Annotated in this window: 18 protein-coding genes; 14 read left to right on the forward strand and 4 right to left on the reverse strand. The window is 55.1% G+C overall.

Going from position 1 to position 19303, the window contains the following annotated elements; genetic code table 11:
* Positions 1–45: 45 nt before the first annotated feature.
* Positions 46–2655 carry a type VI secretion system Vgr family protein gene (locus tag Fuma_RS17440; protein WP_077025251.1) on the reverse strand — a complete coding sequence of 870 codons (2610 nt, stop codon included), beginning with the start codon at positions 2653–2655 and terminating at the stop codon, positions 46–48.
* A 162-nt stretch (positions 2656–2817) separates the two neighbouring features.
* Positions 2818–5193, reverse strand: coding sequence for an alpha/beta hydrolase family protein (locus Fuma_RS17445; protein WP_077025252.1), 2376 nt, complete (start codon positions 5191–5193; stop codon positions 2818–2820).
* A gap of 236 nt (positions 5194–5429) precedes the next feature.
* On the opposite strand from Fuma_RS17445, the gene Fuma_RS17450 reads away from it, so the two are divergent.
* The gene (locus Fuma_RS17450; RefSeq protein WP_077025253.1) at positions 5430–5732 is read left to right on the forward strand and encodes a hypothetical protein; all 303 of its coding nucleotides are present in this window, start codon (positions 5430–5432) and stop codon (positions 5730–5732) included.
* Between the two features lie 280 nt (positions 5733–6012).
* On the forward strand, positions 6013–8511 hold the full coding sequence (locus tag Fuma_RS17455) for a hypothetical protein (RefSeq protein ID WP_077025254.1): 2499 nt from the start codon (positions 6013–6015) through the stop codon (positions 8509–8511).
* A 25-nt stretch (positions 8512–8536) separates the two neighbouring features.
* On the opposite strand, the gene Fuma_RS17460 is transcribed toward Fuma_RS17455, so the two are convergent.
* Positions 8537–9571 carry a ferrochelatase gene (locus Fuma_RS17460; RefSeq protein WP_077025255.1) on the reverse strand — a complete coding sequence of 345 codons (1035 nt, stop codon included), beginning with the start codon at positions 9569–9571 and terminating at the stop codon, positions 8537–8539.
* Positions 9572–9744: 173 nt separating this feature from the next.
* The gene (locus Fuma_RS17465; RefSeq protein WP_083732129.1) at positions 9745–10392 is read right to left on the reverse strand and encodes a PilZ domain-containing protein; all 648 of its coding nucleotides are present in this window, start codon (positions 10390–10392) and stop codon (positions 9745–9747) included.
* Positions 10393–10708: 316 nt separating this feature from the next.
* On the opposite strand from Fuma_RS17465, the gene Fuma_RS17470 reads away from it, so the two are divergent.
* From Fuma_RS17470 to Fuma_RS17525, 12 genes are all read left to right on the forward strand, one after another.
* Positions 10709–11491, forward strand: coding sequence for a DeoR/GlpR family DNA-binding transcription regulator (locus tag Fuma_RS17470; RefSeq protein ID WP_077025257.1), 783 nt, complete (start codon positions 10709–10711; stop codon positions 11489–11491).
* Between the two features lie 155 nt (positions 11492–11646).
* Positions 11647–12405, forward strand: coding sequence for a phosphate propanoyltransferase (gene pduL / locus Fuma_RS17475; protein ID WP_077025258.1), 759 nt, complete (start codon positions 11647–11649; stop codon positions 12403–12405).
* A gap of 36 nt (positions 12406–12441) precedes the next feature.
* The gene (locus tag Fuma_RS17480) at positions 12442–12735 is read left to right on the forward strand and encodes a BMC domain-containing protein (protein ID WP_077025259.1); all 294 of its coding nucleotides are present in this window, start codon (positions 12442–12444) and stop codon (positions 12733–12735) included.
* Between the two features lie 55 nt (positions 12736–12790).
* A complete protein-coding gene (locus Fuma_RS17485; protein ID WP_077025260.1) occupies positions 12791–13057 on the forward strand; it encodes a BMC domain-containing protein in 267 nt (88 codons plus the stop codon).
* A 110-nt stretch (positions 13058–13167) separates the two neighbouring features.
* On the forward strand, positions 13168–14355 hold the full coding sequence (locus Fuma_RS17490) for an acetate/propionate family kinase (protein ID WP_077025261.1): 1188 nt from the start codon (positions 13168–13170) through the stop codon (positions 14353–14355).
* A gap of 90 nt (positions 14356–14445) precedes the next feature.
* On the forward strand, positions 14446–14760 hold the full coding sequence (locus Fuma_RS17495; protein WP_077025262.1) for a EutN/CcmL family microcompartment protein: 315 nt from the start codon (positions 14446–14448) through the stop codon (positions 14758–14760).
* Positions 14761–14794: 34 nt separating this feature from the next.
* A complete protein-coding gene (locus tag Fuma_RS17500) occupies positions 14795–15325 on the forward strand; it encodes a hypothetical protein (RefSeq protein ID WP_077025263.1) in 531 nt (176 codons plus the stop codon).
* A gap of 110 nt (positions 15326–15435) precedes the next feature.
* Entirely contained in the window at positions 15436–16872 is a 1437-nt protein-coding gene (locus Fuma_RS17505) for an aldehyde dehydrogenase family protein (protein WP_077025264.1), read from the forward strand.
* A gap of 74 nt (positions 16873–16946) precedes the next feature.
* Entirely contained in the window at positions 16947–17204 is a 258-nt protein-coding gene (locus Fuma_RS17510) for a EutN/CcmL family microcompartment protein (RefSeq protein WP_077025265.1), read from the forward strand.
* A complete protein-coding gene (locus Fuma_RS17515; RefSeq protein ID WP_077025266.1) occupies positions 17205–17879 on the forward strand; it encodes a hypothetical protein in 675 nt (224 codons plus the stop codon).
* Complete coding sequence (locus Fuma_RS17520; RefSeq protein WP_077025267.1) at positions 17876–18157, forward strand: EutN/CcmL family microcompartment protein; 282 nt, start codon at positions 17876–17878, stop codon at positions 18155–18157. The genes Fuma_RS17515 and Fuma_RS17520 overlap by 4 nt, the downstream gene beginning before the upstream one ends.
* A gap of 179 nt (positions 18158–18336) precedes the next feature.
* Positions 18337–19221 carry a class II aldolase/adducin family protein gene (locus Fuma_RS17525; RefSeq protein ID WP_077025268.1) on the forward strand — a complete coding sequence of 295 codons (885 nt, stop codon included), beginning with the start codon at positions 18337–18339 and terminating at the stop codon, positions 19219–19221.
* Positions 19222–19303: the final 82 nt, after the last annotated feature.

A 19303-nucleotide genomic window follows, 5' to 3' on the forward strand; every position in this document is an offset into this window, starting at 1 on the left:
CTCGGTGTTTTGCGGAAGGAAGTGCTACTGAACGCGGTCGACGCCCTACGCGCCAGCTCCTTCCTCCTGAGCCGCAGCAGCAATCTGATCAGCGGCTCGAGCACCTTCTTCAGCGGCAGCATCAGCGGCGGCGTCTGCCTGCCATGCGGCGATTTGGGCCTGACACTCTGCCAAAGCGGCCGCTGCCGCAGCTGGGTCGCCGAGATCTCTTATATTGGTCGAACTGAATTGACCGACAACACTCAAATTGCCACTGACAGTTGCTTCGGGGGACATCACTGCAAAACTTTCTGCGGCAATGTTGTGCATCGTGGTACCTGCCTGATGAATGACCATCGCGGATGAGCTTAGAACGGCGCCTCGCGCATTAAGTTGCATTTGCGCAACCGGGACAGCATGAACCGGTTGTTGAATGGCCGTGCATTCCGTCGCATATTTTCGCAAAAGCGCATAGGCCGCAATCGATGCCGCTGCACTCGCGGTACCGGTCGCGAGCGCCCCAACTGCATGTCCGTCGAACTCCCCCTTATCGGCTGCCGTCGCTCCAAGAAACGCGGTTGCACCAGCAGCTGCCGCTCCGATGGACCCCGCAACTCCTAAGCCAAACATGGCCCACCCCATTGAATAGTCGGCTGACATAGACGGATCAGCCGGCCCATACGAAAGCGTCAAAGCACTACTGTCAGCCTTCACAACGGAGTTGTTCGTTCCACTACCACCTGCCAGACTGGCTCTTTCCTTCGAGATAAAATCGGCCCCTTCCTTGAAGGAAATTTGCCCCAGTGAATCCCCGGCATTTACGTATCGCCCTTTGGCGTATGTGAAATCGGCACCGAAACTAGCACTCCAGGTTCCCCCCGCAAAGACGGAAGTCGACCAGCCGAATTGCAGTCCGTAAGACGCCGCCAGTTCTGCAGACACCGCCGCACCAAGATTGATACTGGCACCAAGGCCTAGCGTCACTTCGAAGTTAAGACCAGCCGTCGCTGTCGCACTGGTGCCGACAGTGAGTTCCATCTTGTCCGATGCATTCTGAATGTCGACCCGTTTCTCGTCAGCATCCAAAATGATTTTATTTCCCACTTCGTCCTGCGCCACGATGGCTCGATTGGGATTGGTGGCAACTCCGTTGTCGTTCGAATAGCCCGGTGGCTGGTTTTGGCTATTGTAGACTCGGCCCGTGATCAGCGGGCGATCCGGATTCCCTTCCAGAAAACTTACGACCACTTCATGGCCGACATGCGGGATCATCAGACTCCCATAGCCATTCCCCGCCCAATCCTGCGACACGCGAACCCAACACGAACTGTCAGCGTCATCAGCAACATCCCAGTGAAACCGGATTTGAACTCTGCCTTTGGCATCGGTGTTCACATCCGCCTTTGATCCGCTGTCTGCACTGTTTTCGATCGCCCCTGCAGCATTAGTCACAATGGCCGTTTGCGGACCTCGAACAACAGGTCGCGGCGATTGGCGCGGTGGTCGAAAAATTGTTTCGGCCGGCAGGCATTCGAACGACGCGAATACGGCAGTTCCGGACGGTAGAGTGACACCATCGTCAGGTGCGGATGTGTAGTGAATCCGCCTGACAACCCAGTTCGCGTTTTCTTCAGCAACCGGATGTCCGGTCAGATTGAACTTCGCCCCCGGCGCAAAAACAATGGAACGGCCATTACCTTCGATGACCTCGTGCAGCCCTTCCTGTTCCTCGATGCGCCGATTTGCGAGATTTTCACCGTACTTCAGATCCTCGGACGAACTGCCGGTTCCACCGCTATCTGTAAAGACGCCCGGATATTCGTAAACCTCATGATCATAATGGTGGCCGGGAAAATTCAGCGTGCTGGCTCGCGCCAGAGACCGCATGTCGGCGTTGGCGTTTTCGTAATTGAAGTCTCCATGGGCGTAAGATTGAGGTCGAAATTCGCAATCGTGACTCCATGCCCCGATATGATCGCCTGTGGTCCCTGTACTCAGGTTTCCAAATGTCAGCGTAGATTGCGCGTTATCGTCATCATGATAAAAATAGTACGGTGTCGTACTATCAGACAGGTACAGAGTCGCTTCGGATTTGGTGTGCTTAAAAAAGTACGAAATGCCACACTGTTCCATCAGGCGAGCAACGAAGTCATAATCTGATTCGTTGTATTGAACGCAGTATTCAAGCGGCGGGTAGACGCCTCTTAATGCAGCTCCCTCCGCATCGCCAAACGAATAGCTGATGCTGTATTCGCCGAGTACCGTGGAAAGAATGTCGGGAATCGAATCGCCCTGAAAGATTCGGCACTTTCGGTTCTGAGTCAGAAACCAAAGTGGAGGCACAATCGTGGCTGAGTAGCGACTTTTTGTACTCGTCGAATTGGGATCAAGTAACTCGCCCATATAGCGGAGCCGACTGATCACTCCATGAATGTACCGCTCCTCCCAGACACTCGAATTCGAAACTCGCGATCGAATCCCAACGCACGCTGCGGTGCCGATCACATCTTTCATCGCCAGCCGCACGTCTGCAGTTCGCAGCGTAAACTCAATCGTGCAGGAATAGAGTTCCGAGATTCCCTCAGTGGAACTTAGTAACTCAACGTCGACCTCAGCATCGTTTATAAACGCAGCGATTTGCGCGAGATCGTTATCCTGTAGCTCAACGGTGGCCATGCGTTGACTTTCAAAAACGTCAAATTGGGACTGGTGGTGCCTCAGTCTAAGTGTGCCGCCGAGTTTTGCCAGCCGACATAACCTTCGTGTGGTCAAGCGTTCAGTCACATGCGATGCGTTTAACTCAACACGTCTGCGACACAGGAAGCGAACACCAGTCGCTTACTCTTCCGACGTTGGACGCTCGTCAACCGCTCTGTAGGACGAAATCGGTGGCAAGTGCAGGTGGCGGTGCAGGAAATCGAAGGTGGCTTTGCCGTTTATTGTGTGAGGCCCGACGAACCATTCGATTTCGGTGTTGGCCGCGATCCCCAGTTTGGCAGCATACAGGTGACGTATCTTCGCGTATTCGTAAGCCACCCAGTCGTCTGTGCCGACGCCGTCAAAGTGGCCTCGTTCGACCATGAACGGTCGTGGGCAGATCAATGCCGCCATCTCGAAGTAGTTGAACGTGCTGCCCAAGTCCCATTCAAAAATTTCGTACTCGCCCGTCCACATGTAGCTGTAATTCAGTCGAGTGCTCGCGTTCTTGCGCACCCATTCGTTGAAGTCGGCTGAGCAGATCGACAGCGCGTAGTCGGTGACGAGCGCCGGAATTCGCATGGCCGATTTTCCGCCGTAGCTTAATCCGTAGAAGCCGATGCGATCGGGATCGACGTTGGGCTGAGTTTTCAGCCAGTTCACGATCTGCTGATGCTGCGGCACGATGATGGAAAACAGTGTCTTGCCCAGCGGGTTGGCTTTGCGCTGCAGAGTTCGAAAGCGGTCTTTGAAGATGTATGGATTCTGAGGAGCGAACGTAATGAAGCCTTGTTCGCACAGTTTTGCGGCGAAGTCGTGGTAGGCTCGATGGTCGTCCAAAAACGTATCCGTCGGCCGACCTTCCAGCCCATGCTGACACACGACGACGGGCCGCTTTTCTCCCGGTTTCAAATCCTTCGGCAACAACAGCACGCCATATGCGAAGACATCAGGAAAGACATCAAGCACAACTTCGTGGCCCGTCCATTTTTCAGTTTCCCACGACTGGCGTGATCGAGCATTGAACGGCAGAAGTGGCTCGTCAAATTCACCGATCACGTCCTTGCGAAAGATGTCACGATAAGCCTCGACGCTCTTTTCATAGGCCTCAACGGACGACGTATCCAGTTTGCTCATAAACTCCTTCCGCACAAACGGGCTTTCGCGCAAAAGTGCCTGGTTATGCCGATCGATTTCTTCGAATTGACGACGATGGCGGGCGGCAATGGCGGCTGTGCGATCGGGAGTTTCGATGGACGGCGGCGTGGCGGACTGCTTGATCCGATTTGCATCCGCCGCGTTTCCAGCGACGGCTGTGATAAACAATCCCAGCACGCTGTCGCAAAATTTTTCGGTGTCGCCGAAGTGATTGGTCATTCCGATATGCTGAGCACCAGACTCTACCAACCTCACGTTCACTGCGGCGGCCGGATCCAGTTCTTCGTGGATCGCTTGCTTCAACTGTTGCGATGGCGTCTTCAGTTCCGCCGGGGCACCGCCGTCACCCGCCAGCTCCACTTCGGGCCAGTTGACAAAATCAGTAACCAATCCACGCGGCTGGATCATCGTCGCAAGCTCTGCTGTGCCAAATTCACGCACCAGGCCGAACACGTTGCGGTCCAGCGGTTGCTTCCACAGTTCGTGATCGAAGCCCATCGCACCGGAAACACACGTGACATCGATACGCGTGTCAAGAGCTCCCGCATACAGCGCCAGCATGCCTCCGTCGCCGTAGCCAATGACGCCGATCTGGGGGTCGTCAGTGTCATCGTCTTTTTCGAACCAGTCGACGGCCGCCATGACTTTCTGCACTTCGTAGCCGATTAAGTGCCGCCCGAGCTCAAAGGCGGCTCGATGCAGGTATTCGCGATCGGTCATGTCGGCTCGACCGTTTCGCTTGCTGCGTTCACGACTGATGATCGTCGGCACGATCACGCGGCAGCCGGATTCGGCCAGGCGTCGAGCGTACTGCGACGCGGCAGGAACACCTTCCGCCAGACCGCAAATCTGTTCGGGCGAATGATCAGCATGAGGAATCGCGACAACATCCGCGATCGGCTTGCTGTCGGGCACCAGCATCAGACCTTCGCCATAAATCGACGCCAGGTTCTTCGCCGTCGGAGCTGGATCAGCCAGCACGGGCCAGCCGATCGCGAAGACTCTAAACTTGTCGGTGACCGCAATCAGGTTGCTGGTCGCCACCGTGGCCACTCGTTCAGGCGAATCGAAGTCGATCCGTCCATCGCGCACGCCCAGCATCTTCGCCAGACGTTCGCGATTCGGTTGAATCGACTTATTGAAGGCTTCAACGGAAGACGTGTCCAGATCCCAGAACTGATCGCGTGTTTGAGGTGCTTCGTCGATCTTGCGTAGTAAGAAACGGTCAATGCCGTCCACCATTTGTGAAGCGAGATCACCCTCCATTGTCAGAGGCTTCGTGTTGGCGGGCGTCTGTGCACCGACGGTGGGCAGACTGCCTCCGAAGATCAACCCGATTGCCAATAGCTGTGATTTCATGAACTTTTCCAGATGGTATGAGTGGCCTCAATCAGCCGGTCCGGATGGACAGCCAATTTCCCGTTTTCGTCACCGCACACCATACGCTTTCGTTTCCTGCGACTCAACGAAGTGGCATCGCGTCAGGAAGCGTGCGCTGCGAGTCAGATCAGGCACTTTGCTGAACTTCCTGCTACAATCCGCTTCAACAATTCACGAATACTCAACTGCTACTGCGAATACCGGCCGGAAATCCCATGAGCGATTCCAATAACCTGCCACTTCTGTCTGAAGCCGACGTCAACCCGGTGCCGGTTTTCAATTGCCACGTGATTCTGTCACCAGCGGATGACGCTGGCCGGATTCAGGCTCGAGTCGCCAACTTTCCGGACATCACGGCGGCAGGATCGACAGAACGTGACGTGCTGACATCAGTGATGAAGCAGTTCAAGAAAACCGTGATGCAGCTTCGTGCAGATGGTAAGCCTTTACCGTGGATTGATCCGCCGGAAACGCCCGCCGAAGGAGAGTCGGAGCGGTTTATCCCCGTGCATCTGTAGATTGCCCATTGCCGCTGGGGCCGTGCGTTCCGGTCAAAACTGCCGATTTCCTCAGTGCACTGCATTCCATTTTCCAGCCGCCACGCCCCGCAGGCTGATGCCGCGTTGACGGTATTGGCAGAAAATGCGACAAGGCAGATATCCGGACCGAACTGGCGCGGCGACCACTGCGCGTGGTGTTTTGCGGCAGTTCTAACCGGATGATCACTCAATCTACAACGCAAATCCTGCCAATCGCAGACATTGCTTAGCTTGCCTGACGAACAAGGATCGTTCCGTCATGAAGACTGCCTCCTGCCTGCTTGGGCTATTCACCATTTTTGCCAGCGTTGGCTGCATGGATTCACTTCTGAACCAGGCAAAAATGGAAGAACGGATTGTGCAGCAGTTTGCCGACGCCGTCAGCGAAGAAAATGAAACGGCGCTGCGCCGGATCGCGTCTGCACGTTTCGAGCAAAAAGCAATGGCTTCTGACGACGCACTCACCGACTTGCGAGTGGTCCACCTGCCAACCGGCGAGCTAACGGTAGTTGAGGTGAAGGAATCAGAAGACGGACGCCGCGATGTCGTGGTGAAGGAAGAAAGCGGTGGCAAGTATCAGTTTCAATTGGTGCGAGACGACAGCAAAGGCTACTGGGTGGTGGACGATGTGGTCGTGCGTCAACGTAAAAACGGAACTCGCGTAGCTAAATCCACGATCGAAGTCATGGACCTTCTGGTCACCCTGCGACAGTTTCTAGACGTCTGGAAGACCGGATCACGAGATGAAATTCTCGCAATGACTTCGCCCGAACTTTCCGCCTCACTGGAACCACTACCCGACAAATGGCTGCAGGCACTGACCGCGAAAATCGCGTCGACCTACGAAGACGGGATGGCTCGTAAACCGGAAGCCAACCTGAACGACAATGAAGCAGTCGTCAAACTGCCCGCCAAGAACGGGTATCTGTACATGAAGATCGTTCGCGGGTCGGAAGGCTGGCTGGTCAACGACGTCGAAGCGATCAGCCGCAGCGACGACGATCATCCCGGTTCGGTTCGCCGCCAGGCCGACGCCATCAACGCGGTAAACGCATTCCTGACGGCATACGGAGCCGAAGACCAGGACGCTCTGCAAATGGTCGCCGGCAAAGAACTGTATGAAAGCGCCCTCAAGCTTTCAGACTTGTCGCTTGTTCAATTGCCTTCGCCGAACGACGTTCCCGCCGAATTTGTGATACGTGCCTACGAATCGCAACTGACGCTGATGATTCCTGCAGGCAAGGAAATTGTGCGAATGCATCTGCAGGAACGCGAGGAAGGGCTACCAAACGTGGCGGCCACCGCTGCCTCGGACATCCGAGATCGCTTGCCGCGTTTCACAGTGGAAGAAGTCACGCTTTACGAACTGGCGACGGAACGTCAACGCACGCTTTCAGCCGTGTTCACGGCTCCTATGCGAGCCTCCGTATTTCTGAAGGCGCTGTCAGAACGCAACCACAAGAGGCTGTCGCACTTGTCGACTGGTGAATTTTCGCGAGCGACATGGAATCGTGTTTCTCCTGAAATTTTACAACAGCTTGACATTCCGGACTTTTACGACGACGGCGTCAAGGTCACAGACGGTCACACGTTTGGCGACACAACAGAACTGGAATTCGTAAACGCGAAAGGTCGCGTGTTTTCCTGTCGCATGATCAACCAAAACGGCGAGCTGCGACTGGATGACGTTCAATATCCTAACGAACAAGCTCAGGTCACATCTCTGAAAACGCAACTTGAACTGACCGTGCCGATTCTGGAGTTCGCGACTGCCTGGCGCAGCAATGACTTGGAACTGCTTCAGAAGTCATGCTCGTCCGATTTCAACAGGCTCGTGTGGACCCACATGGACGGCGTGCCGCAACAGTTCGGATCGCTGGACAAATTGCTTTCCGCTCCCGTATCGAAAACGAATGTCACTCAGGAAAGAGCGACCGTGCGGCTGCGTCAACCGGGGTCGAACGCTCAGCTGATTGCCAAGCTGGTTACCGAATACGATTTTTGGGTGGTCGACGAAATTCAAACAGAAGCCTCACCCGGCCAGCTGTTGGGCGTTCGCGATCATCTGCGAGGACAGATCGCGGCCAGACTGCGAAGCGGATCCTATTCCACCGTGCATTCTGCTGACGGCGTTCAGAAAGTCATGCCCGTTCACGAACAGCACGCGTTGCGCAGCACGGACGATGCAATTCAACAGGCATCGGCTGAGTTTTCGTTCGGCGAAGACAATAGCTCCGTTAATCACGCGGTGTTCCATCAATACTACGAAGAAGGCGAAGAACGGCCGACCGCACATCCCGCTCCCGTGCATCCAGCTTCTGACACGAACTCAGTTTTGCCCGGGCCAACCGGACAGAATGAACGACGCTCCGGCATCGTGACGGCCGGACATCAACGCACGTTAGATCCTGCGAGCGAAGGGCAAGACACTTCTTCAGCGGCACGCACCGCCAGTGGTGTCCAGGTCTTCGGGCCGCACGCTGAGAAAGTTGCAGAAGCTCTGGATGCTGGACCTGCTGCGACACAGGCGGCCCCAGCTGGCCTCCCATCGTCCGCGCTGACGACACCGATCGACATGACGCCAGCAGCTAAGACTGCACCGAAGTCAGGCACTGCTACAGGCAATTCAGTGTCGAACCCGCCAGCGAACACGAAGTCCCATTTCATGCACTTCGGCCCTGATGCCAACAACGCCACTAACGCCGACAAGCCACGCCGCATCTCAGAACCGGCAGACGCTCCGATTGCGATTGACTGACGGACGTTCGCAAGGCCTCTGCCCATCACGATGGTCGACGGGCAGGAGCCGGGCAGCAGTCGGTGGGGCAGACGTCGTGATTCGGGCCGTATTGTCCAATGCATTCCGGCATCGATGCGGCCATCCGTTCTTCGATCAGCTTGCGGATCATCGTCACGAATTGCGGATGAGTTCCTGGCGTGGCGGCTCGAGCCATCTTGAGCCCCAGCTTGTCGCACAGTTTCCGAGCTTCGTCATCGAGGTCGTATAGAACCTCCATGTGGTCCGATAGAAAACCGACCGGCGAAACCACCACGCCTTGCGTCCCGGCCGCTTTCAAGTCTTCAAGGTAATCGCAGATGTCGGGCTCAAGCCACGGATCCTGAGGACGGCCACTGCGACTCTGGTACACCAGTCGCCATTGACCATCATCAAGGTTTAGTTGCTCTGCCACCAACCGGCATGTTTCCAACAACTGCTTTTCGTAGTCAGACGTGCTGGACATCGACACAGGCAGGCTGTGTGCCGTAAAGGCGACGTGAACGTTGCTGGTGTCGCCGTCGGCAACTTCTTCCAGCGCTGCCGATACGTTTTCAGCGTTTACGGCAATGAAGTCCGGGTGATTGTAGAAGGTCCGAATCTTGTGGACATCAATGTCGTTGGCGTCAGCTTCATCCTGTGCCGCATAGATGTTCTCGCGATACTGGCGGCAGCCTGAATAGGAACTGAATCCGGACGTCACAAATGCCAGCACGCGCTGCGCGCCGTCCTGCTTCAATTGCTTCATGGTGTCCGGCAACAACGGATGCCAGTTGCGGTTTCCCCAATAGATCGGCAGGTCAACCGAATGGCTCTTAAGTTCCGCCTCAAGAGCCTCAATTAGATCGCGGCACTGCTGATTAATAGGTGTAACGCCGCCGAAATGGTAGTAGTGTTCGGCAACCTCCAGCATGCGTTCTCTGGGAACCGGTTTACCGCGGAGTACGTTTTCCAGAAACGGAATGACGTCGTCTTTGCCTTCGGGCCCTCCAAAGGAAACGAATAGCAGTGCGTCGTAGCGGGGGGAAGGTTCAGAAGGCATTTTCAATTTGGTCAATGAGTGAAGGTGGCGGTGACAGCCGATTCTAGGCCGACCTGCCGTACTTCAAGTCATTTCAAACCGGAATGGAAGCCGCCCCCACAAACAAAATTCGGGCAGTGCAGAGGTTTAGTGGAACAAGGGGGCGCTCGACCGGCATCCCGGCCTGCTGGCACCTATGAGAGATGTTCGGCGTTCAGCCCCGCTAATTGGAATCCGTCGCGGGGGTTCAGTTTGCAGCCAATCAAGAAGCCTCCGTTCTGTTCGATTTGCCACAACGCGATCCCCGCTACGCGCCGCACGCATTTCCCGTCGTTCCACCGAAACGTGAACAGTTCCTCGATTGCCGCTTCGGTGGGACTCTTCACAGCCATGCCTTCGTGGCTGTAGTTGATCACGACACCTTCGGCGTCGGGCTGAGTATTGCCCCAATCCATTCGACCTGAGATCCAGCAGCGGTAGCGCTCTGCCTGACGACGCGGATCTTTTTGCAGGTGACGCAGTTCCCTCGGCAGTCCTCCCAGCAGGAACACTCCGACTTCGTATTCGCTGCCTCGCATTTCGGCCCAGTGAACAATCCCTTCAACCGACATTTCCCGGCCGTTGCCGGGGACCGGAATCTGGACTGTGATCCGTTCGCCAAATTCCGGTTTACCGTCCACTATCAGCCGCAGGTCAACCGATGAAACGCCAATCACGATCGCTGACCGCTGGGAAAGGTTCGTCATGGCCACCGAGGCAGCCACTTCAACATCATGGGCCGCTTTGGCCAATCGCTGCATGCGACCTGACAGTTTGATTGTTTTGGTTGGGGAGAAGGTCATCAGGTGCTCCAAATAATGGCCCGGAAATCGATGACGCAAACCTAACTCACGGGGTGAAAAAACGACTCATTTCCATGCGTGATCGTGTTGAAACTGAGATTCACGGAATCCCTCTCCCTGCTAAACCATTCAACCGGCACCGTAGGCCCGAAAAACACTGGACAGGTCATCAGCAAAACATACACAGGCAAGAACAAGTGAAGCAGATGGGTCACATTCAGTCAAAACAGAGCAACTTCAGCCATTAACAGTTGAAAAAACCGCATCAACAACGCATGATATTGAAAGAACACCGCTCACAAAGCTTCAATAACTGATGATTACTGACGAAAGACGTTCAAAAATCCTCCAGATTGCCGAGGAATCGGGGTTTGTCTCACTGCAGCAACTTGTCGCTGAAGTTGGGGCCAGCGAATCCACCATTCGGCGAGATCTGGAATATCTCGACACCCAGGGACACCTGCACCGCACTCGTGGCGGAGCGGCGTACGCGGGCGAGTCGTTAATGGATTTCGACGTGCGACAGAATCAGGCATCTCGCGAGAAACAACTGATCGCTCAACGAACGGCGGAGCGAATTCCGGCGGGAGAAACCGTTCTGCTGGACGGAGGCACGACGACTTTGGAAGTGGCCAGATTCTTAAACGGCAAGCCGCTGCAGGTCGTCACGAATTCGTTGCCGATCGCATCGCTGTTAATGAATCAACCAGAAATTGAACTGATCTTCGTCGGCGGCTACGTCTATCCAAAAACCGGAGTGGCACTCGGCGATCAGGCAATCGAAGCATTAAAGAAGATCAATGTTTCACGGCTGGTGATGAGTACCGGTGGTGTGACATCGGAAGGACTGTTTAACAGCAACGCTCTGCTGGTGGAAACAGAACGTCAGATGATCGCGTCTGCAGAACGAGTGACGCTGGTTGCGGACAGCACGAAGTTTGGCCAGCGAGCCCTATCACATTTGTGTCCGCTGTCTGCCGTTCACGAAATTGTGACAGATGACGGAATGAGCGACGAATGGCGGCAGACTTTGTTGGCGGGTGGGATTGAACTGGAAGTGGTGGAAGTGCAGGACCGCTCGATGGCGGGGAGTACGTAGTTTCTTCGAACTGATCCGCAATTCGCGAAGCCGCCAGTGGCGGAACGCCGAACAAGCAGTTGGCGGATCACGATGGTCTGAGGCAGGTCTGGAGACTTGCCGACACAGAATTGAGGCACGGACGGCCGCAAGCGAGAAATCACAAAGTGGTCTCCATGACAACTCTGCAGCGTTCTGACATTGAAGATATCGTTCGGCGTGTATTGGCCAGTCAGTCGCCAAGCTCGTTCGGAAGTTCGCCCAGCAACGGCATTCCCGTTTTACGTGGCAGCGGCACGAACAGCACCGAGCACGCCGTGGCCGCAGCCGCTCACCGCAACCCGCTGGTTGTCAACATCTCTGCTCGCCACGTGCACCTGACTCAGGAACACGTTGAAATTCTTTACGGCCCAGGCGCCACGCTGACTCCTGAAAAGGATCTTTACCAGGACGGCTACTACGCCGCATCCGAAACCGTCGCCGTCGTTGGCCCGCGCCGCCGCATGATTCCAAACGTCCGCGTCCTCGGGCCTTGCCGAGATGATTCGCAGGTCGAACTCGCATTCACCGACGGCATTTCACTGGGCATTGATCTGCCCGTTCGAATCAGTGGCGACGTGCAGGGAACCCCGGGCTGCGTGCTGGTTGGCCCGAAAGGTGTGGTCGAACTGCAGCAAGGCGTTATTCGAGCCATGCGACACGTTCACATGGGTCCGGCAGACCTGGTTCACTATGGCGTGAAGAACAAAGACACGATTCACCTGCGAGTGGAATCGCCCGGCTGCACAACGGTGCTGGAAGACTTAACGGTGCGAGCAGGCGACAACATCAAGCTGGAAGTCCACCTGGACACAGACGAAGGCAATGCCATCAATCTCGAAAAAGCAACCAAGGTAGATTTGGTAAAACCGGAACCGTGTGCGTGTAAACATTAATAGAACACTCAACCTCTTCTTCTGAAAGAAACGAAAATGGCAAAACAGATGGAAGCTCTGGGAATGATCGAAACGAAGGGCTTCGTGTGCATGCTCGAAGCCGTCGACACGATGCTCAAAGCAGCAAACGTAACAATGGTCGGTTGGGACAAGGTCGGAAGCGGCCTGGTCACCTCCTTCATCGTGGGTGACGTCGGAGCCGTAAAAGCTGCGATCGACGCGGGTGCTCAAGCCGCCTCCAAACTGGGCGAAGTCGTCAGCGTGGAAGTGATTCCTCGACCGCACGAAGAGCTCGTCGCCGTACTGCCAAAGGCAAAGAAGGCGTCGTAACCTGAAATCGCGGATTTCAAACTTCACACCCAAACAACACAACAGGAAAACGAAAATGTCCGAAGCAATTGGAATGATTGAAACCAAAGGCCTGGTCGCTCAGATTCAGGCGTCCGACGCGATGCTGAAGTCTGCAAACGTAACTTTGGTCAAGCAGGTACAGATCGGTGGCGCGTTTGTCACGACTGTGATCAAAGGCGATGTCGGCTCTGTCCGAGCGGCCGTGGATGCCGGGGCCGCTGCGGCGTCTCAAAGTGGCGAACTGGTGAGCGCTCACCTGATTCCTCGCCCTGAGCAGACGCTGCTGGATCAGTTTGTTTAATCGCCAGAGACGATCGGATTCGGGTTTAAGGGTTTCGGGTTTCAGAAAAACTCGGGATTGCTTGTGCTTACTGAAACCTGAACCCCCTAAACCTGAAACCCCAGAGTCCCATGAAAGTTCTCGTCGCCAATTTAGGCTCCACCAGCTTCAAGTACCGCCTGTTCGACATCTCGAACGAAACGGAACTTGCTCGTGGTGGCATTGATCGCATCGGAGAAGCGAGCAGTCACTGTTTCGTGGAAATCGGCGACCATAAGGCGGAGGTCGATCAGAACATTCCGGACCACGCTGCCGCTGTCAGCATTTGTCTGCAGCAGCTGACGGATTCGGAGCATGGTTGCCTGAAGAGCGTCGAAGAAGTCGCTGGCATCGGTTTCAAAGCCGTGTTCGCTGGCGACCTCAGTGGTGTGCGTGTGGTCAATGAGGAGCTGCTACAGAAGATGGAAGCGTTGTCGGATATTGCTCCGGCACACAACCCGCCGTACGTGAACGCTATGCGGCAGTTGCAGTCAGCGTTTCCAAGCATGCCATTGGTGGCGGCTCTGGAAACAGGTTTTCACGAAACGATTCCGTTCGAACACCGAGCCTACGCGGTTCCTTACGAATGGTACACGGACCACGAAATTCGCCGCTGGGGATTCCATGGAGCCAGTCACCGGTTCATCGCCGGGCGAGTGGCAGAAATCCTGAAACGTGACGACCTGAAAATCATCAGCTGCCACCTGGGCGGAAGTGCGTCGATTTGTGCGATTGCCGATGGCAAGAGCCAGGCCACATCGATGGGCATGAGTCCTCAGGGAGGCCTTCCAAATAACAATCGCGTCGGTGATTTCGATGCCTACGCGATTCCGGTGATCATGAAGGCGACGGGGCTCACGTTCGAGCAGGTACTGCAGGAAATGAGCTCCAAAGGCGGCCTGTTGGGCATCAGTGGTTTAAGCGCCGACTGTCGTGATTTGGAAGAGGCGGCGGCCGATGGACACGATCGAGCTGAAAAAGCACTTAAGCTGTTTGAGGCATCGATTCGGTCTTATGTCGGAGGTTACATGGCGTTGCTGGGTGGCATTGACGTGATCGTCTTCACCGGCGGCATCGGAGAAAACAGCGAACGCATTCGAACAAACGTCTGCCGCGACATGCAGTGGGCAGGAATAGAACTGGACGCGGCGAAGAACTCAGCCGTCAAACGAAACACAGAAGTCTGCATCAGTGCTGACAACAGCAAGGTGCAGGCGTGGGTGATCCCCACAAACGAAGAACTGGTTGTAGCACGGCAAACGGCAAACGCTATTGCGTGAGTTTTTGGGTGTTCATTTTTCAGTGTGCAGAGGACGCTGGAGAACACTGTAATTCTCTGAATACTGAACACCGACAACTGAAAACTTCTTATGTTCCTAGCACGTATCACAGGCAGTGTTGTTTCGACGCAAAAGGTCGAAGAACTGGTCGGTCAGAAACTTCTGATCGTCGAGCCACTGCGGGTCAACGAGAAAGATCAGAGCGACCTGCAACCGACAGGCCGATCGTTCATCACCGTTGACACAGTTGGTGCCGGCAAGGGTGAAGTGGTGCTCTGCGTGCAGGGCAGCAGTGCTCGATTCACGCCAGGAACGAAAACACTACCTATCGACTGTGCCATCGTCGGCATCGTCGATTCGGTGACACTAAAAGAGAAACAGATTTACGAAGGCGGAGATGTGTAGCTCGACTCACTAGAGCCAAGCTGCCAACAGCACTATGTCAAACCCGTACGCATCACCCGATCCACAAGGCAACACGGAGTCGTCTGAGGCCCTCAAGCAGAACGTTCGTGGTATGCAGATCATCACCTTCGCAATGGTGATGGGAGCGACGATTGCTCTTGGAATCATGCTGGCGGTGAATGGCGGAAAGGTGGATGGCGAACCAGATTTTCTAGCGTGGTTTGGACTGGGTATGGCGGCCTTTATGTTCGCCCAACATCTCATCATTCCGCCAACCATCGTCAACAATCAGTTGAAGGGGCTGACCGCAGAATCACTGAAAACGTCATCCGACGATGAAAAACTCATGGCCGTATTGGGTCCGATTCGTGGCGGTCACATCATCGCATGTGCATTGCTTGAAGGTGCCGCATTCATGAACGTTGTCTTCTATATGGCGACGGACTACATCGGAAATGTCATCGCTGCCGCGATCTTAACCTTACTTATAGTCCTCAAGATCCCAACGGTATTCGGCATGCAAAACAAAGTCACGGATCGGCTGAGAGAAATTGAAATGAGATAGCAGCGAAGCTGCTGTGTTCAGTGTGCGGTTTTCAGTGTTCAGAAAACGCAGACTAACACCGGCCGAATTCATTCTAAAAACTGAACACTGCCCACAGAAAACGAAATACCATGCAAGCCACCGAACAAGCCGTCCGCCAGATTGTCCAGGAAGTCCTCACTCAGATTTCCAGCAATAGCACATCACTCGGACGAACCAATGGCCATTCCAATGGAGCGTCCGGAAACTGGGGCGTCTTCAACGACGTCGACCAGGCCGTCGCGGCTGCTCAGAAGGGTTTTGAACAACTAAGTGCGGCCCCGATGACCGATCGCGCCAAAGCGATCGATATCGTCAAAACCATGTGTGACGAACAGGCCGAGGAACTGGGGCGTCTGGAATTCGAAGAAACCAAAATCGGACGACTCGAACACAAAATTGGCAAGCTAAAAGTCATCAAGTCCGTGCCCGGCATTGAGTTCCTCAAGACAGAAGCCGTCAGCGGATCGCTCGGTCTGACCATCACCGAATACGCTCCATTCGGCGTCATCGGCGCTATCACGCCTGTCACACATTCGCTGCCTACCCTGGCTGCAAACTTTGTCAACATGGTGGCCGCCGGCAACACCGTTGTCGTGAATCCGCATCCGAGCGGCAAACGCATTGCCGCTGAAGGTGTGCGACGTTTCAACAAAGCCATCTACGAAGCCACAGGCCTGCAAAATCTGCTGACCATCATTGGCGAACCGACAATTGAATCGGCTCAGGCAATCTTCGATCACCGGGGCGTGAAGGTTTTGGTTGTCACCGGCGGCCCGGGCGTTGCTCGAGCGGCTCTCAGCAGCCCCAAGCGAGCCATCGTGGCTGGTCCTGGAAACCCACCAGTCGTCGTCGACGCCACGGCCGACATCAACAACGCCGCCAAGTCCATCGTTGATGGAGCAGCCTTCGACAACAACCTGCTGTGCATCGCCGAAAAAGAAGTCTTCGCCGTCAACGAAATCTTCGCCCCGCTGATGAATGCGGTCAGTCAGAACGGCGGCTACCGCCTGAACGCTCAACAGGTCGCGCAGTTCACCGCCAAGGCATTCACTCCGCCGAAAGACGCCAACGACGACTATCACCTGAATCGCGACTTCATCGGCATGGACGCGTCATGGCTGGCCGCTCAAATTGGCCTGACGATTCCGCCGGAAACTTTGATCCTGTACGGCGAAACCGATGAACACAACCCGTTTGTCCCCGTCGAGCAGATGATGCCATTCGTGCCTTTCGTTCGAGCCAACTGTGCAGACCACGCGATTGACCTCGCAAAGAAATATGAACACGGCTTCGGCCACACGGCGATCATCCATTCACGAGACGTTCGTACGATCACCAAGATGGGCCGCATTATGAACACAACGCTGTTCGTCAAGAATGGCCCCTGCATGGCGGGACTCGGACTTGGCGGCGAAGGCTTTCCATCATTCAGCATCGCGACACCAACAGGGGAAGGCGTCACCAGTCCAATGACCTTCACTCGACAACGCCGATGCGCAATGGTTGAGGACCTGAGAATTATCTAAACAGGACGGCCACCAATCGAAGTGCAACCACTTAGTCGCTGCGACTCCGTGGTGAACGAATCGGACAAACGTACATGCAATCAGCTCTCGTCATCGGAAACGCAACTGCCACAGTGAAGCACCCTTCACTGGATGGCTGGCGGCTGATTGTTCTGCAGCCACTGGATATCCGCGACGAAGCCGATGGGTTTCCAGTATTGGCGATCGATCAACTCGGAGCAGGCAAGGGTGACAGAATTTTTTTTACCAGCGACGGCAAATACATTCGTGACATGACCGGACGAGACGACTGCCCCATACGGTTCGCAGTACAGGGGATGATTGACCAATAAATGAACTTCAGCAGCCAACAAATCGAAGCGATTACACAACGCGTTCTGCGAGAACTAAATTCTCGTGGCATTGCAGTAGCAAGTGCGCGTCCGCCTAACGGCAAATCGCAAGCTGCATCGAAATCAGAAACCAATGGCCTGCCGCTAAACGAAAAGGTCATCACCGAAGAATCACTCGTCGCTGCGGCGGCAGCAGGCAGGACAATCAGCGTTGCTGCCGGAGCCATTATTACTCCGAGTGGCCACGACTACATTCGCCGCCATAGCATCACAATTTCCAGCACCGTTGCACGCAAAACAGCGAGTTCAACGGGAACGGTCATCACTGTTGGCGAGTGCTCAGCCGCAACTTCCGCAGCCTCGACCGCGGGTTGGACGGCACTCACCGCTGGTTGCGAACGAGATGCGGCATCGAAGGCTCGCGAGCTGATGGGCTCACCAGTCGTGTGCTGCGGAGGCGTAGCGTCCATCACGGCATGCCTCCTAAACCGCAGCGAAAAGGTTCGCGCCGCCGTGGTGACTCTACAGACCGATGTACCTGCATTGACAGCAGCCATGCAACCAAACGTATTGTGTCTGGAATCAGCGTGGGCGTTCAGTCAGTTACTGAAACTCCTGCGAGGACACTCGGCTGGCAACGGCACGCCTGCCAGCTGGAAGGAGCTGTCGCGATGAGGATCATGGAATGCATTGGCAAGGTCACTCTGTCGAAGTGCCACCCAACGCTGGACGGAGCGTCGTGGAAGCTGGCCGTGCCTTTGATGCATGACGGTTTGCTGGGTAAGGAATCCGGACGAACGGAGCGAATTGTAATTTTTGACGAATTAGGAGCCGGTCATGGCAGTCTGATGGCTGTCAGCGAAAGTGCCGAAGCAGCAGCCGCCTTTCACCCGAATACAAAACCCATCGACGGTTACAACGCGGCAATTCTAGATCACATCAACGTTACATAGTTTCACCCAATCAGTGACGCTGTGCGGCCTGACCGAAAACAACGAGATGTCGCGCGGATGAGCGGCACAAAACAAAAGGCACGAAGCCAAAATCCCCCGATCAACTTTAACTTCGGTCGTGAACCTTCACTGCCAACTCGTCACGCAAAGCGATGGCGGCTATTTTAGAAAGCAGACTCATGAGTACCTGGAACAGCGGAATCAACGATCGACAACTGAAAGAAGACATCTGCGAAATCGGACGTCGTCTGTACAACAAAGGGTTTGCCGCAGCGAATGACGGCAACATCAGCATTCGAGTCGGCGACGACGCGGTGTTGTGTTCGCCCACAATGATTTGCAAAGGCTTCATGAAGCCCGAAGACATTTGTGCGGTCGACATGAACGGCGATCAGATCGCAGGCAAACGGAAGCGCACAAGTGAGGTCCTGCTGCATCTGGAAATCATGCGGAACCGACCGGACGTTAAGTCTGTTGTGCATTGCCACCCGCCTCACGCAACTGCCTTCGCGATCGCCAACGAACCAATTCCTCAGTGCATCCTGCCGGAAGTCGAGGTCTTCATGGGCGAAGTTCCGATCGCTCCTTACGAAACGCCCGGCGATCAGAAGTTCGCGGAAACGGTTACGCCATTTCTAAAGGCCACCAACACCGTCATTCTAAAGAATCACGGCACCGTCAGCTTCGGCAAGAGCGTCGAAGATGCATACTGGAAGACGGAAATCCTGGACGCATACTGCCGCATGCTGTTGCTGGCGAAGCAGATGGGTTCCGTCGAATACCTGAACGAACAAAAGAGCCGCGAGTTGCTTGACCTCAAAAAGAAATGGGGCTTCGACGATCCTCGCTTCCACAACGAAGACTGTGACCTGTGCGGCAACAGTGCGTTTCGAGAAGGCTACAAAGAAAACATTCCCGTTCAGCGAGCGTTCCCCAAAGCACCGGACTACCCCGGAATCATGCAGGAAGCCTGCGGCACAGCCTGCGAAACACCAGCCGGCGGGGCAAGCGAAGACCTGGTCCAGATGATCACCAACCAGGTGCTGGCGGCATTGGGGAAATAATTTCTAATACGCAAAATTGAACCACGGAGACACAGAGTCCACAGAGATCTGTGGCGCTCTTCTCCGTGACCTCCGTGCCTCC

This window comes from Fuerstiella marisgermanici, from assembly GCF_001983935.1.
Taxonomy (GTDB): Bacteria; Planctomycetota; Planctomycetia; order Planctomycetales; family Planctomycetaceae; genus Fuerstiella; species Fuerstiella marisgermanici.